Source organism: Nostoc sp. CALU 1950, assembly GCF_051172895.1.
GTDB classification, from domain to species: domain Bacteria; phylum Cyanobacteriota; class Cyanobacteriia; order Cyanobacteriales; family Nostocaceae; genus Nostoc; species Nostoc edaphicum_A.
On record NZ_JBDNJQ010000034.1, the window covers coordinates 12,238 to 28,649 of the forward strand.

Genomic DNA, 16,412 nt, shown 5'->3' on the forward strand with positions numbered 1-16,412 from the left:
TTGTTAACCCAGATCCTTGAAAATGAAGAAGATTTGGCAGACTATCCTGAGAAAATTTTGCGTGGTATAGCTTATAAATTTGGTAATAATAGCTACGAGTATCAGATGGCTGGAGGTACTCGTAAAAGCGCTCGCAAGCGTATTGTGCGTCAAAGTGTGGTTTCTGCTTTCGGTCAACCTGCTTCTACTGGTTTGCAAATTAAATAGGATATCGCAGTCTTCAATCATTAGTAGAGACGTTGCAATGCAATGTCTCTACTAATGATCATATTTATACTGCGATATTAGGGTTTTTATAAAGGCGATCGCACACTTATTTCCGGGATGAAGCGATCGCCTTTATCGATCTTGGGGTTTAGATTGAGGCGATCGCTTAATATAAAAATATCCGCAACGCCCAGCCAATAGGTGAAAAGCTATGTCAGAAACTATCCTAGCTGCACCAGATATTCAACTCCCACCCACCCAAGCAGAATTACCCTATGATGACGGTATCCCAATGGAAAGCGCACGCCATAAAGCCCAGATGGACTTGCTGATAGATGCTCTGATACCTTGGTTGTCAGAACGAGAGGATGGGTTTATTGGCGGTAATATGTTTGTTTACTACAGTCTGGCGCAGGTGCGGAACAAAGACTTTAAAGGGCCAGACTTTTTTGCTGTGTTGGGAGTCCCTAAAGGAGAACGACGCAGTTGGGTAGTTTGGGAAGAGGGAAAAGCACCAGATGTAGTTATTGAGTTACTTTCTGACAGCACAGCCCAAGCAGACAAAAACTTCAAAAAGCTAATTTATCAAAATCAAATGCGTGTACCAGAATATTTTTGGTATGACCCTTTTAATCCTGATGATTTGGCTGGTTTCTCTAATGACAAAGGAGTTTATCAACCCATTGCCGCAAATGCTCAAAATCAGTTGGTGAGTCAATCTTTAGGGTTAGCATTGCAGCTTTGGCAGGGAAATTATAAAGGTATTAATGCTACTTGGTTACGCTGGGCAATGTCGTTAGGAGAATTACTGCCAACTCCTGAAGAAAAGGAACGCCAAAGGGCAGACAAGGCAGAATCACAGTTATTACAAACTGCACGCAACTTACTTGAGTCTGGGATGACAATCGAACAGGTAGCTAGGTTAACAGGTTTAAATAAATCTGAAATAGAAATGTAGAATTCAGGAGTCAGAATGGGCTAGCACAGCTGCGCTAACAGAATTCAGAAGATATAGAATACAGTTGAGGCAAAAATGCGATCGCCTCAGTAGTTAAAGGTTCCATAGCTTAAAAGCTGGTACAAAAGTATATAAAATTCGTAGGCTAGCACATCTGTGCTAGCCTACAAATCTGGACACTCACCACTCAGTACTGTTTGGGTGATTTCATTCCACCACTGTTACAGAAGCACCTTCTACTGATGGAGGTATACCGGGTAATTCAAGACAGTATCCCGCACCATACACTGTCTTGATATAGCGGGGGTGACGGGGATCTGGTTCAAGTTTGGTTCTTAAGTGGCGAATATGCACTCGAATCGTTTCTATGTCATCATCAGGATCGTAGCCCCAAACTTCTCTGAGGATTTCGCTAGGAGAAACGGTTTGACCGTGGCGTTGCAGCAAGCAGTGAAGTAACTCAAATTCCAAGTGAGTCAATTTCACTGTGTCATTGAACCATATCGCCTCAAATCTTTCGGGAACAAGGGTGAGTGAGCCATAATTCAGAATCTCACTATGCTTTGCGGCTTGGGGAATCCGGTCAGTCCGCCGCAAAAGTGCCCGTACCCGCGCCAGCAGTTCTTCAACTTCAAAAGGTTTGGTGAGGTAGTCATCTGCGCCAGCATTAAAGCCTTCCACCTTATCCTGAGTTTGGCTCAAAGCCGTCAACATTAACACGGGAATCTCAGAGGTGCGATCGTCTCGGCGCAGGCGTTGACAAACGGTGAACCCATCTACTCTGGGCAACATTAAATCGAGCATGATCAAGTCTGGTTGTAGCTGGAGAGCCAGCGCTTGACCTTTGATGCCATCTTCAGCTTGACTAACATCGTAGCCAGCCATTTCCAAGTTGACGGCAACTAGTTCTGAAATCGCTGGGTCATCGTCTATGACAAGAATCCTCGGCATTCTTAAAAAATTATTACTACTTATTAAGGATAATTAACAACCTTTGATAGATACAAAGATTTTTGAATCAATGATGAAAAAGTTTTTAAATCTTACATAAATATTAAGATTAAATGACTGTGAAATCAAGACTCAATTACACGAAATCTTATAGTCTATGATGTGTTATTCTCCCCCCTACAATCCGTCTTGGTTTTTACAAAACGGTGTGATGATGACTGTATACACCGCTTTGTGGGGAAAACGTCACTGGAAAAGTACTACTAAAGACCCAGAACCGTCTTATCACGAAAAAATCTTTATTGGCGGCCAAGGTGTGCCAATTTTTGGCTTGGTTGCCATCCCGGAAAATGCTCATAGCACAATTATCGGCACTTATGGCATTACCGGAGAATTAAAAACAGAATGGTTTTTAAGAGTGCTAGGGCGTAAAGCTTATGCTCAAGGATACGCTGTAGTGTTGTTTGATTGGCGTGCCCACGGCAAAACTGCCGAATTATCCCCGACTCTAACCTCTGATGGTTTGTATGAGGGGGAAGATTTTGTTCGTATCGCCGCCGCTGCTAAGGCAATGGGATGTCCTGGGAAATTTTGGTTTACAGGGTTTTCTTTAGGGGGGCAATTGGCACTATGGGCAGTGAAGGTGGCTGGTGAGGTGATTAGGGAGTATGGAGATTTAGGGCTAGAAGATAGCGATATTGGCGGTGGTATGGTGATTTGTCCGAGTTTGGATTCGGAGCGATCGCTATCTTATCTAGTTACAAAGCCCTTCGGCAGATATTTAGAAGCAGGGATTGCCCAAAATTTAAAAAAATTGGCATGGCGAATTCATGATGCCCATCCTGGAAGCCTTGACCCGGAAGCGATTGAACGGGCGAACAGTATTTGGGGTTTTGATAATGAACTGGTAATTAACCGACTAGGTTTTTCTTCTGTGGAAGCGTATTACCAAGCTAGTAGTGCTTTACAAATATTGCCGCAAATCTCGAAACCGACCTTGATTTTATATGCTGCTGATGACCCACTTTTTGACCCAGCCATCATACCAGAATTAGAAGAAGCTTGCGATCGCAATTCCGCAATAGATTTGTTACTCACTCAATACGGCGGTCATGTTGGCTATTTGAGCAGCAAAGAGTGCCAGCGTCAAGTAAACGATTCTGATCTTTGGTGGGCATGGAATCGGGTTTTACAATGGTTAGAGCAACAACGAACAGAGTAGTAGGCGAGACGATATTCTAGTTGCTAGGATACTCGACAGATGGAGTCGTGTTGCTTGGAAGCCCAAAATAGAGAGGATGGCATTGACCCAGAAGCTACCACAATATCATTGGTAAACCAGCAATAACAGAAGCAATACCTGTCCAGAGAGTAAAACGCGCAATATCTAACTCATCCAAAGCAACGCTCATTTGCCTAATTGCTAATAGCAGCGCTGCTAGTAGCAGTATAAAGAAGGCAAAATACTCCAAATTTATAATCATTCATCCTCACTATGTTCTAAAAAAAGTAGTTGTAATAGGTTTTTAACAAGCTTTGGCAAGGGTTTTTTGTTCCAGATTTAACATTTTCTGATAAAAACTATTTATTACTGAAGAGATATCTACTTCAGAACACTTGCAGACATTGTTCGTAGTTCCTTTGAGTAATGCTCTAATAGCTAATGTTGTAGCCAAAATAAAATTTGCGATTCTCTCTCAGGGGATTTAATGTGGAGTTGAGGAGCATACATCTAGAGTAATAAATTATAATATTTAGCTGGCAAAAGCAATAAAAGCTACCTGTATTTATGTTTACAGCTAGACTTAATATCTAACAACACCTATGGCAGATTCTAGGAAAAACACGCGCAGTTGTATATAGTAATGCTAAAGCGTTAAACCAGATCCACCCATAATAATCGTCGTAATTAAACAAACTATTAAAGTACAATTCCCTTGACTTTTTGACTCAATGAGCGCTTCTAATGATATTTGGCAACCTGCACCCACAGATTTCACTTTGCTACCGGATGAGATTCATGTCTGGCGCATAGACCTTGAGCAACCGGAACCACAACTACAAAATTTAGCAGCAACTCTTTCCAGTGACGAAACGGCTCGTGCTGAACGGTTCTATTTTCAGGAACATCGACAGCGTTTCATTGCTGGTCGTGGTATTCTGCGAACTATATTAGGTAGCTATTTGGGTATCCAGCCTTTACAAGTGCAGTTTAATTATCAGCAGCGTGGCAAACCAGTATTAGCAGATAAATTTGCCGATAGTGGACTGGCATTTAACTTGTCTCATTCCCAAGGGTTGGGTTTGTGTGCAGTGAATTGCACTCGCCCAATTGGTGTAGACCTAGAATATATTCGCCCGATGTCTGATCTGGAAGCTCTTGCCAAACGGTTCTTTTTGCCGAGAGAATATGATATGTTGCGATCGCAATCTCCCAACCAACAGCAAGAGATATTTTTCCGTTACTGGACTTGCAAGGAAGCTTATTTAAAAGCAACTGGAGACGGACTATCCCAGTTAGAGCAAATTGAAGTATCGTTGACTCCCACAGAACCAGCCAAGTTACAGATATTAGAAGACTGGAGTCTTTTTGAACTACTACCTGCTAACAATTATGTTGCTGCTGTTGCGGTAGAGAATTTTGGCTGGGATTTGAAGTGTTGGCAATACTGATGTTGACTAAGCTCATCTCCTGGATGAAACAAGAGAGATATTGTGGACCAATGACAAATGACAACCAGCTTACTTATCCTCCTGCATATTTCTCACAATTTTTGTCACCAGGTTTCTAGGTACAAATCTGACGCTTTTTGCAAGTATTGCATTGAGTAAACCAGGAATGACAATGGTTTGACCCTTCATTAAAGCACGAAAACCAACTTCTGCTACTGTTCGTGCATCCATCATCCTCTTACCCTTGAGCAACTTAGAGTCAGCCATTCCGGTTCTTTCATGAAAGGCAGATGCGGTTGAGCCTGGGCAAAGAACTGTCACAGTGACACCAGTACCTTCTAATTCATTAGCGATCGCTTCAGAAAAAGATAAGATATAAGCTTTAGTAGCAAAATAAACCGCCATCAAAGGCCCTGGTTGAAAAGCAGCAGCCGAGGAGACGTTTAATATTTTACCTTCACCTTGCTTGACCATGTGCTTTACAAATAGCTTGGTTAAATGGGTGAGGCACACCAAATTTACTTGTAGCATTTCCAATTCAGTCGCTAGGTCTGTTTCGTGAAATAATCCATAGATACCAAATCCGGCATTATTTACCAGCACATCAACATTAATATCGGCTTTTTGCAACTCCGTGAAAATTTCTTCAGGAGCCGTTGATATAGATAAATCCTTAACAATAGTTTTGACAAAAATCCCAAATTTTTCTTGGAATTTAGCTGCAATTTCTACTAGCGTTGGCCCATTTCTGTCTACTAATACCAAATTGTAATCATGAGCAGCAAAAATACATGCTAATTCGTAGCCAATTCCACCGGCTGCCCCAGTAATAAGAGCAGTTTTTTTGCTCTGTCTTTGATGTGTTGTGTTCATGTAAGAATATTGGTGAATTCAATTTGATGAAGCTGCGTTGCATTTACAGTGGTTCTTGTTCTACAATTAAGTACGCGTAATATCTGAACCTACAAGAAATATCTTGAGTTATTACCCTTTCAAATGCTTATGTGATGCATTGGATAGATGTAGCAGTCCAAACGCAAATTTAGGACTTATGCATCGAAGAAGTTAGGCCTTAAAGGAGTTCGGTTATTTCAGACTGCTAGCATTTGGCTTTTGATCACTCACAAAAGCCAGCGAGTAAAATCAACCTTTTATGCCCGACATTAACCATTCTATCCTCAATTGCTTCTGTCAAGGGTTGAATACTAAAAATTTACATGATTGAGCATAAAAAAACAGGGCAATTAGATTGCCGCTGTTAGTGTATTAGTTGTTGCTGGCATCTGAAATATTGCTTGTTCAGTAGTACTGAGTTTTAAAAAGCATCGACTAAATAAAATTATTTTGTAGGCTGTGTTACGGCTTTAATAACACATCCTACGCAATTTGTGAATTCCTAAGCGAGATTCAAGAAGCCGCTTTGAATCAAGTAGGCAGTATAAGTCATAAACAATTGAGAGTCAATTGGTGGACAAGCAATAGAACTGCCTGCCAATGCATGGAGAGTATCTTGGCAGCTAATATGGGGTCTTCTAGCTTGTAAGTACAAATCAGGAATAGTCAGTTGTTCATCAGACCAACGTTCCAGCAAAAATGGTCGCAGAGTGTACAAAGGATTGTCAGCAGAAGTCACATTATTGATTAACTCTGATTGCCATTTCTCGTAAGGAATCATTTCAACTGAATAACCAAAAGAGCGTATCCACTCAACTAGCATTTTCAAAGCGGCGGGTTGGGGATGTTGTAAATTGAAAGCCTTACCTATGGATTCTTTTTGGCGTGATAGATAAACAATGGCTTTACTTACATAGTCAACAGGTGACATATCCAACATATAATCTACATCAGGGAAATATCCCATTTGTAGACAGCCTTTGGTCATCAAGTTGATAAAGTCATGTGTGTTACAAATGCCTGTTTTGCTATCACCTGAAATCAGTGGTGGTCTGTGGATAGTTACAGGAAGTCCACGGTCACGAGCAATTTTAACTAACTTTTCAGCTACCCATTTTGTTTGTGAGTAACCAAGATAAATACCTTCCCAATGATTGAATTCATCCTGCTCTTTAACAACCTTGCCAGCATAAGCAGTCGATTCAAAAACAGCCACACTAGAAACGTAATGTACAGGCTTAACTTTAACTTGACAAGCCAATCTCAAAACTTCTTGAGTGCCTAAAACATTGGCTGCTTTCAGTGCAGAGTATGGGAAAACATAATTCAACAAAGCAGCACTATGATATATAGTATCAATATTGGCAGCTAAAATTTGAAACTGTTCCGAACCAATACCTAACAATGGTTGAGATAAATCGCCGACAATCGGAATAATTCTGGAGTTAAATTCTTCTTGCCAAATTGCATACTGTTCCAGATTTTTTTGCAGTTTGCTTTTGCCTTCTTCGGCATTAGCAGCACGCACTAAGCAATAGATATCCGCATTGGTTTCTTGTAGCAATTCCCGGATGATAAAAGCTCCTAAAAAGCCGGTTCCGCCAGTTAAAAAGATGTTCTTGGGTTCACCCACAAGCACATTAGATGCTGCACCAGGATGGATAGTGGGGTCAAGAACAGCCTCAGCACCTAAATCTAGAACAGAGGGTGCAGTGTTGGCATTAGAGGCTACTACCTTTGTATCTTGAACTGGCGAACCATCTTGCACTTCTTCAGCTAAACGCTGTGAAAGAGCTTCAATATTTGGGTAATGCCACAGAAGCAACGGAGATGGTTGAAATCCGAGCAACTTTTCTAAGTTACTGACTAGAATCATTGCTTGGGCTGAATCCAAACCATAGTTTTCTAAATGTTCTGTGACATCTATTTCATCAGTTGCTACTCCTAACAACTTAGCTAAATTAGATACCAAAAATACTTGAATATCGTCTGCTGTGAAAGACTGTTTTATAGTCATTTTTAAATCTCCAACAATGATGTAGAACGAACAGGGTGATATTGACTGTAATAATCGGAAGCTTGCAGTCCTTGAATTTTCAAATTTTGGACACGATACAAAAAGGCTGCACCAGTCATAATTTGATTAGCAACATCAACTACCTGACGATTATTTGGTTCAGAAAGGTAAGAACCGCGTACCCAGTCATTGAAACCGCCCATTGCCGGGCCACACCAAATTTGATAATCGACTTCTCTACCTTTTTCACCAGAACTAGACCAGCGAGAAGATAATCCGAGATACCAACGGAAAATCAACGCCATTTTTAGTTTAGGATTATTGACTGCTTTCCCAAGTTTCTCAGGATTTTTTTGGGATAAATAAGCCGCAGTTCCTTCCCATACTTCAGCAATAGTTTTGCGAAAAACTTGTTTTTCTAATTTCTCTCTTTCTACAAGGGGGATGCTTTCAATGGAATCATAAGCGCGATAGAGTTCAAATAATTTCTGCGCTCGCATGGGGAACATTGTACCCCGTTTGAGAACTTGTAATTTGACTCCCATTTCAAACATATCGGCTGCTGGGGCCATTATCATATCAGCCATTTCTGCTTGGGCTAATAGCTTTTTGGTATGTTCACAAGCCCCAGATTCAACACATGACTGATTGATTGAGCCAGTCATTATATAAGCAGCACCCATCATAAAGGCTGCTAATGCTGATTGTGGTGTTCCAATTCCTCCTGCTACGCCAATTCTAATGGGTGTTTGGTAATGATATTGTGCTTGAATTTCATCTCGCAAGGCAATAATAGAAGGTAACACACAAACCAAGGGACGGTTATCTGTATGACCTCCAGAATCAGCCTCGACGGTAATATCATCAGCCATCGGAACTTTAGCTGCAAGGGTTGCTTGTAACTCAGTAATTAATCCTTGTTCAAGAAGTTCTTTGATTATTCTGGCTGGTGCTGGTTGCAGAAATTTAGTCGCAACTTCTCGGCGAGAAATTTTGGCAATGATTTTATTTTTGATTTCAATTTGATTGGCGCTATTTAATGCCAATCCAGCAACACGGTAATAAACAATGTTGGGGGTCAAGTCGAGAAATGCAGAGGCTTCTACTGTTCTCACTTGATATTTGAGGTATAAATCTACTGCACGGCGTTCAATCGCAGGTTCGTTGGGGCTGTGGATTAGATTAAATGCATAAGGCCCTTGAGGTAAAGCTTCTTGAATGCGATTTATGGCTGCTTCCAAACGTTCTGGAGTTAAACCACCTGCACCAAAGGAACTCAAAATTTGCTCTTTTCCGAGTGCAATGACCATTTCTTCAGAAGCAATTCCGCCAGCCATTGCGCCGGTAACGTAGGCATATTTTACTCCATGAGAGGAGAGAAAATTCGGATCTCCAAATTGTTGAATGCGGATTGGGGCTGCAAATGTTAGCAGTTCTACTTGTGCTGTTGTGCCATTATCACCAGGGCATAAATACCCCTCATTTGTGACACCGATTTTTCCGGCAACTTTCACGATGTAGCAGGGTTTATTTAACACCATCAATTTATCTTTGATGGTTTGTTTCTCGAAAGATACAGTTTCTAAAGAACCTTTCCAAACCTGGTTTTTGTTATAAGACCAAGCAGAGAAATTAAGACCATTATCGTGTTTACTGAGTACCGTATCTACGGTTGTCACGGCAGTTATCCCTCGGATTACAATTATTAAATAAGGGGAGTGGGGAGTGGGGAATAGGGAATGGGGAAGAAATATTTTCCTTTTATCAGTTCACCTTTCCCCTTACCCAAGGTTATTGACGGTTGCAGTATGTAGACTTATGTCAAGATTCTTCGTTAAGCAAGTTTTGGGCGCAAGCTAGTTGCAATTGAATTATTTCGCTCATTTGTTGACTGTAATCTTGTCTAGCTTGTAAGAAGGCAGTGTGTGCTTTAGTTATCTTTGAATTATTAGCATTGAGCTTTTGATACTGGGTCTTATTTAAATCGAACATGCTGATGATGCTACTAATTTTTTGAGTTCTGACGGGTGTGGAAGAAAGAGAAATTGGCTGTCTAATTGCGCTTGACTCAGAAGATTGTAATTGTTCTCTCGGTTGAAAAACGTTATCAATGATATTTTTCGGTTTTACTTCTTCTGGCTGAGGCAAGATGTTAGAGGAGTAAGTTTCTTCTTGGGTTATTTGGTTAGAAGTGTTAAGAGAATCTGTGATTTCAGATTGTTGGAGATTAGGTATCTTTGGATGCTGTATTTTGAAGCGTTCGCTCCTAAGCTCCCCAGCAAAATCTTCAACAAGTTTGCGATTTTCGTCGCTCAAAATTGTAGCAGCAATTGCTTTTCCACCCAAGGTAACTGTTCTCAATGTTGCTTTATTTTGATTAGCGGTTCCTTGAGCTTTGTTGTACAGTGGTGATAAATCCACGTTCACTTGATGACTGAGTAATTTTGCTAATGCTTTGACCATTGCAGCATGGTCATCCATTCCTCTACGATTTAGAGAGACGGTGATATGTTCTTGGTTGCCGAGAATTTTATCAATCCATCGTGAACAGACATTACCTGCACCAGCTTCTAGAAATATTTTGACTCCATCACCGTAGACACGATTAACTAATTGCGGAAAATCAAGTTCTTGGCACAACCCTTTGGCGATGTTGTGGGCAATGGTATCGCTATCAAGTGTAATTGGTTGATAATCGGCGGCAGAATAAAAAACAATACCTGGAAGATTTTGCGATGGTAAGGTGTTTACCTTCTTGATTTCCTCGTACTGCGATCGCATCGCTTCACAATGTATCACATGGTCGAAGGGAGCAGGGAAGGCATTGCAACCTAAAGTCGCAATCACTCGCTTACAGGCGGCATCATCACCAGCAATTAATACTTCTTCTGGTGTGTTGATTTGAGTTAGGTAGACGCGATTCTCATGTTTCAGGCATTCTCTAACTTGCGATGGAGTCGCCATGAGAACATAAGTATTCCAAAGATTGTTGTTTGGTGAATCGGTTAATCCCCAATATTCACGCACAGCATTTTTTGGCCCAGATAATTTATCACCAAATAGAGGTGATGAGTTTAAGGTATTACTTCCACCCTCAAAATCACTCCAAACCCCTTGGGCAACCATCATACTAGTTTCACCCAAACTATACCCAAATACAGATTGCGGCTTGACTTTAAAATCATCTCGGAAAATTGCCGTCATATATCTAGCAAAGGCAATTTCACTTTCAAACATTGCTAGTGAATCATCTAACAATTGCTTTTCGAGAGTTTCTAGTTGCCTAGTTGTCAATTTAGGCAAGCTTCTGGGATAAACCAGCTTTTCAACATCGGCAGCCCGGTTGTAGAGATTGTTACTTTTTAAATCCTCGAACACTTTCGGAAATAAGCGAAAAACAGTCCGACCAATACCGATATAAGAATTGACTGCTGCGGGATAAACGTAAGCAACTGCTCCAGTTTTACCCAATGGTTTCGCGGTGAAATAACTTCCTAGTGGTGTTTGCCAATCTGTGCCGTTTTCAAAGGCATTATTTACACCTTTGCGGGCAGATTCAATTTCTTTGAGTAAATCTTTTGTGTTACGTCCTGTGATTGATAAGACGTATTTTGGATTAGAATGCTGTTGAAAGGTAGCGAATGTCTCGCTGGCGGTAGCTGCTAAAGAAGAACTCGCTTCTATGGTATTTTGGAGATTGTTGAGAAGATCAGAGATGGTGGTGCGATCGCTAACTGCGATCGGAAACAGATGAAAAGGCATTTGTTGCAAATATCTGTTGTCGCGCTCCTCTTGGCTGGGTTCCTCCGATAAGATTAAATGGGCGTAACTGCCATCTATAGCCATGCTATTAATTGCTGCTATTCTGCGTGTGCCGCCTTTATCGACAAACCAAGGTCTTGATTCCATTGCCACATAGAAAGGGCTACCTTCCCATACTTGCGGTGTTTTGACACCAGACCATTTGGGTGTGGCGGGAATATACCTGTAATAAAGACAGAGAGCGGTTTTGATTAAGCTAGCAATTCCCGATGCTGTATAGGTGTGGCCGATATTGGATTTAACGCTACCCAATGCACAATGCAAACCATTGCCCACTTTCGGATAAGCTTGCAATAAACCCGTGATTTCGGCTTCATCCTCCTGGGGAACGCCACTACCGAAGACTTCCACATAGTTGACTTCTGTGGGTTGAATCTCCGCCATCTGGAAAGCTTGTTTGCAGACATTGCTGATAGCTGAAGCATCAGGTTTTACCAAAGCGTCACTCAAAGTAGAATTACCTTGTGCGAAACTCATGGCATCAATTACTGCATAGATGCGTTCGTTGTCTTCCTTAGCAGCTTCGTAGCGCTTGAGGACGACAGCACCAGCACCTTCGCCAACCGTCCAGCCATTAGCTTGTTGGTCATAACCCAACGTATTCACACCCGTATTAATTGGCGCAAATTGGCTGCGGAATAAGACGTTTTCCACACCGCCGGCTAAATCCACTGCACCAACAACCACCGCGTCTACTTCTCCCGTAGCGAGTAGCATTTGGGCAACTTCCAACGCTTTGAGGGCAGAATTTTCGCCAGCGCTGACCGTGAATGCAGGGCCAGTGAAATTCCATAAAGCAGAAATCCGACTCGCCATGATGTTGGCGATGTGACTTACATATTCGCCGATTTCTACTGGTTGGTGAATGCTATCTTTAACAATGGTTTCTAGTTGCGCCAGTTGTTCAGCAGGTAGAGAAATTCCTTGGTTGAGTAAGCCATCCTTAACTTGCCAAGATAGATTCCATCTTTGCTGTAGCTGATGCACAGAGAATTCTGTCTCTGCGGCGACAATCACTGCGACATTGCCACCTTCCTGTAGTTTCGCATCTTTCACGGCGCGATCGCTAACTTTCAGGAGTAACAATTGTTGTGGGTTTAATTTCTCTATTTCATTCGGTGGGATTTTGCACGATAAAGTATCGATTTCAAAATCCTTGATATATGCTCCTACTGGTGCTTTCCCGTCTGTTAAACCGTACTCTTTCAGGACACTTTCTTGATTTTCTATACCATGCCATCTTTGAGGCGGTAGAGAAGTAAAATGCTGTGTTCCATCATAAATACTCCGTTCAAAAGCATCTAAACCATTGCAGTTACCAAAAAAGGCATCCATGCCGACAATGGCGACTTTGGTAGGTGGAACAGGTGGAGTTGATTTAACTGATTCTGTTGTATTTCCTTGTTCTAAAATCAGATGAGAATTAGTGCCGCCAAAACCAAAAGCACTAATAGCAGCCCGTTTAATTGGTGCGTTATTATTTGGCCATGCTGTAGCTGTTCTAACAATTTTATCGGCGGAGATTGTACCTTTTTCTGATATTAAAGGTTCAGAAACATTCATGGTTGGTGGAATTACACCATGAGACATACTCAAAATCACTTTAGTCAAGCCAACCATGCCAGCAGCAGTTAGCAAGTGACCAGTATTTGCCTTGGCAGAACCTACCAGAGGCGCAGCTTGATTTTGACCAAAGAATGTTTCGATGGAATTGAATTCGGTTGTATCTCCTAGTAATGTGCCGGTGGCATGACACTCTAAATAATCGATGCTTTTTGGACTAAAATTTGCTTCCTTGTAGGCTCGTTCAAAAGCTAAGGTTTGCCCTTTAGGATTAGGGCTGAGTAAATGTTTACCTTTGCCATCATTCGAGAGTCCATTACCGCAGATAGTGGCGAGAATATTATCACCATCTCTAACGGCATCAGAATACCTCTTCAGCATCACCATCCCAACACCATCGGCGGGAATTAGCCCTCTAGAGGATTTATCTAAGGGACGGCTGATACCGTTTTCTGCATACCCTTGAACACCGGAAAATAACATCCGCACGAATAGGGAATCTGCACAACTGATGGCTCCAGCTAACATGACATCAGCTTTGTGTGACCATAAGTAATGAGATGCTAATTTAATCGCATAAAATGAGGACGAACAAGCAGCATCTAGACATAAATTAATCTGGGATAGAGATAGAGCTTGAGCAACGATAGATGCTGGTAAACCAGATATCATCGCATTGGATAAAGATGCTTTAGTTGCACTTGGTAAAGCAGCTAAATCAAAGTCTTCATCCTGCAAAAGTTCTCTAACAGCAGGATTAATAGCTTGCTGGTAAATTGGAGAGAATAATTGATTAGATAATTTTGTCGGGAATGACAAATTACCTAAAATTACGCCGCATTTTGCCAGAACGGTTTGATTACCCCAATAACCACTTTGTTCAATTGCTTGTTTAGCGGCATACAATGACCATTTGAAGGTGTTATCTAAACCAGCAAAAAATTCTGATGGTAGATTGTATTCAGATGGATTAAAATCGAAGTTGCGGATGTAACCGCCTTTGAGTGAATAGGTTTTGTCTGGTGTACCTTTAACTGGATTGTGAAAGATTGTCGGATCTACTCCGATTTCTTCGACGGTTGCAGAGGATGTCGAATCTTTTTGATTAACGATGTTCTGCCAGTATTCTTCAGGATTTTTAGCATCGGGGAATAGGCATGATAATGCGATGATGGCTATTTTTTCCACGATTTATATGCTCCGAGTTTGGGTATTTAGCAAGAGATAATTAAAAAGCAGGATTTACGCTGTTCCCCAAACTTTGAAGTGGCAAGTTATAGCAATCCTATCTGAGTTGTGAAAATTACTTTTTTTAATCGAACCACAGAGGCGCAGAGAGCGCAGAGAGAAGAATAAAGAGAGATTTTTACAACTGATTTAGGACTGCTATAGGTATTGAGTAGTAAAGGAGTATTTCTAGCTTCTGAGCATTTTCATTGACCAAATAATGGCATGAGCGCGGAGCATTCTTGAATAGATTTTACCTTGGCGATCGTGTATGATGAAGTTTGCGATCGCACTGCTTGGTGTCTTAGCTAATACTTCACAAGAAACGTAAAAAGTTTCGTTATGTGGTATCATCGCAAATTGTTCAAACTTTTCTACTTTTCCAGGTAAACAACCTTCTTCATGAAAGTGTTGTGTCCAAACCCATAAGGCGTGCATACTCAAGTCAGTGGTGTAAGGATTAACCCACTGAACAGGGAATTGTCCTTGTTGTTGTGCGCTGAGTTCTGGCCACAGACATTCTGTAGTAATTTTTTCAGGACTGATGTTTAAAACTCTTTTGATTTCTTGAAACCCGGGGCCATGAAATAATGTAGCCCCACCATTTTGGTAAAAATCTTTTCCTGTAGCGGTGATGATATTATCTTCTTCGAGATTGAGAGATTCATAAGTGGGTACATCTGGGATTTCTCGCTGGAGATTGAGTTGAGCGCTAAAATGAAACTGGATTCTACCTTGTGGGTTTTTACTCGAAATTTTGGCTTTAAGTTCGATTCTTTCAAGATTAACTTTAGAAATTTCTTCTATTTCTAAAATATGTTCTTTCGCTAATGTTTCATTGAAAGTAATCCCCTTTAAAACTTTAAAATCTTGGTAATTAAACAATCTGTAGCCTGGATATAATTGTTCACAAGCATTGATAATCCAGGTCATTGCACAAGTTGCTGGTAAAACTGGAGAACCAGCAATCGTATGATCGTGCAAAAATGGATTAGCCTCCAATGTCATTTGGCGACGGATACGATAGGTTCGTAGTTCTGAATCTAACTCTGCCGCCAGGGGAACTAATGGGCTACCAATAACAACTTGTGCGGTTGCATGGTTGGTATTATCCATTTCTTTAACGAGCATTTGCGCCCCGACTGCAATGGGAATTATATCAATTTTTCGCTCTTGAAAAATTTTCTTTAATTCTGCTGTCACCATTCCACTGTCCCAAGCGCCCCAGTTGATAGCGACTACGTGACATGAGGGATAAGTTTGCTTAAATATATGGGCTGATTTGTTCAGAATTTCATTTGCGATCGCATAATCAGATTGTCCCGGATTTCCGTAAAAACCTGTTACGGAAGAAAACAAAACTAAATGCTGAAGTTGATTAGGGTTGACGCAAGTTAGTAGGTTTTCTAAACCTTGAACTTTGGCGGTGTAAACTTTTTCAAAATCCTCTTCTGTTTTCTTTTCAATTAACTTATCAGCTAAGTTTCCCGCGCCGTGGATGATTCCGGTAATTGGGCCGAGATGTTGCACAGCAGTGGCAAGTTTTTCTTGTAAAGCTGGCGTATCTGTGACATCGACGCTGATATATTCTGCTTTAGCTCCAGTTTTTTCAATTGCTGCTAGAGTCTTTTTAATTTCACGGCTGGAGGTAATTTTGTTATATATTTTTTGCACATTCATGGGTGTAGGCTTCTCTCCTTGAGAAAGAAGATTTTCCATGATGCATTTTTTCAATGCGGAGTCATCAGAATTTTGAGCAAAATCTGGCTCGGTTTCTAATAGTTCGGAGCGACCGAGGAGGATGAATTTGCAGGGTTGCTGTTGAGCTAATCTGATAGTACACTCAGCCGTAATCCCTTTTGCACCGCCACTCACGACAAAGACAGATGATGGACTAAGCTGGGCTGTTTGTGTCATAAATCCTCGTGAATACCTGCATAAATTGGGTTTTTTGATGTGTAACTTATTCTTGAAACCCCCGCTTTCATTCCTCTCCCCCACAGGGCTACGGTCTGAAGTAGCTGATTAACCAGGGTTTTACCCCACCCTAACCCTCCTGCCCTTGTAAAGGGGAGGGAACTAGATTTCTTTTTCCCCCCT

General features: G+C 41.3%; 11 protein-coding genes. 4 read left to right on the forward strand and 7 right to left on the reverse strand.

All coding sequences use genetic code 11. The annotated features are described in order from the left end of the window. Together ABF638_RS12155 and ABF638_RS12160 are read left to right on the forward strand one after the other, a co-directional pair. Window positions 1-207 (forward strand): hypothetical protein, encoded by a 207-nt coding sequence (locus ABF638_RS12155; RefSeq protein ID WP_435022966.1) that lies wholly within the window; start codon window positions 1-3, stop codon window positions 205-207. A gap of 211 nt (window positions 208-418) precedes the next feature. Next, entirely contained in the window at window positions 419-1,165 is a 747-nt protein-coding gene (locus tag ABF638_RS12160) for a Uma2 family endonuclease (RefSeq protein WP_292715484.1), read from the forward strand. 207 nt (window positions 1,166-1,372) lie between these two features. Here the strand turns inward: ABF638_RS12160 and ABF638_RS12165 are convergent, their stop codons facing one another. Further along, window positions 1,373-2,116 carry a response regulator transcription factor gene (locus tag ABF638_RS12165; RefSeq protein ID WP_435022967.1) on the reverse strand — a complete coding sequence of 248 codons (744 nt, stop codon included), beginning with the start codon at window positions 2,114-2,116 and terminating at the stop codon, window positions 1,373-1,375. A 157-nt stretch (window positions 2,117-2,273) separates the two neighbouring features. Here ABF638_RS12165 and ABF638_RS12170 point away from each other — a divergent pair, with 157 nt between their 5' ends. Continuing rightward, window positions 2,274-3,338 (forward strand): YheT family hydrolase, encoded by a 1,065-nt coding sequence (locus tag ABF638_RS12170; RefSeq protein WP_435022968.1) that lies wholly within the window; start codon window positions 2,274-2,276, stop codon window positions 3,336-3,338. A gap of 94 nt (window positions 3,339-3,432) precedes the next feature. Here ABF638_RS12170 and ABF638_RS12175 read toward each other — a convergent pair whose 3' ends face one another. Next, complete coding sequence (locus ABF638_RS12175) at window positions 3,433-3,600, reverse strand: hypothetical protein (RefSeq protein WP_181929464.1); 168 nt, start codon at window positions 3,598-3,600, stop codon at window positions 3,433-3,435. Between the two features lie 469 nt (window positions 3,601-4,069). On the opposite strand from ABF638_RS12175, the gene hetI reads away from it, so the two are divergent. After that, the gene (hetI, locus tag ABF638_RS12180) at window positions 4,070-4,789 is read left to right on the forward strand and encodes a 4'-phosphopantetheinyl transferase HetI (RefSeq protein ID WP_435022969.1); all 720 of its coding nucleotides are present in this window, start codon (window positions 4,070-4,072) and stop codon (window positions 4,787-4,789) included. Between the two features lie 69 nt (window positions 4,790-4,858). Here hetI and ABF638_RS12185 read toward each other — a convergent pair whose 3' ends face one another. From ABF638_RS12185 to ABF638_RS12205, 5 genes are all read right to left on the reverse strand, one after another. After that, on the reverse strand, window positions 4,859-5,662 hold the full coding sequence (locus tag ABF638_RS12185) for an SDR family NAD(P)-dependent oxidoreductase (protein WP_435022970.1): 804 nt from the start codon (window positions 5,660-5,662) through the stop codon (window positions 4,859-4,861). A gap of 523 nt (window positions 5,663-6,185) precedes the next feature. Next, window positions 6,186-7,700 carry a thioester reductase domain-containing protein gene (locus tag ABF638_RS12190; protein ID WP_435022971.1) on the reverse strand — a complete coding sequence of 505 codons (1,515 nt, stop codon included), beginning with the start codon at window positions 7,698-7,700 and terminating at the stop codon, window positions 6,186-6,188. A gap of 2 nt (window positions 7,701-7,702) precedes the next feature. Further along, entirely contained in the window at window positions 7,703-9,379 is a 1,677-nt protein-coding gene (locus ABF638_RS12195; RefSeq protein ID WP_435022972.1) for a PfaD family polyunsaturated fatty acid/polyketide biosynthesis protein, read from the reverse strand. Window positions 9,380-9,521: 142 nt separating this feature from the next. Next, window positions 9,522-14,273, reverse strand: a complete 4,752-nt coding sequence (locus tag ABF638_RS12200; RefSeq protein WP_435022973.1) for a PfaB family protein — start codon at window positions 14,271-14,273, stop codon at window positions 9,522-9,524. Window positions 14,274-14,501: 228 nt separating this feature from the next. Next, the gene (locus ABF638_RS12205; protein WP_435022974.1) at window positions 14,502-16,229 is read right to left on the reverse strand and encodes an SDR family NAD(P)-dependent oxidoreductase; all 1,728 of its coding nucleotides are present in this window, start codon (window positions 16,227-16,229) and stop codon (window positions 14,502-14,504) included. Window positions 16,230-16,412 lie beyond the last annotated feature (183 nt).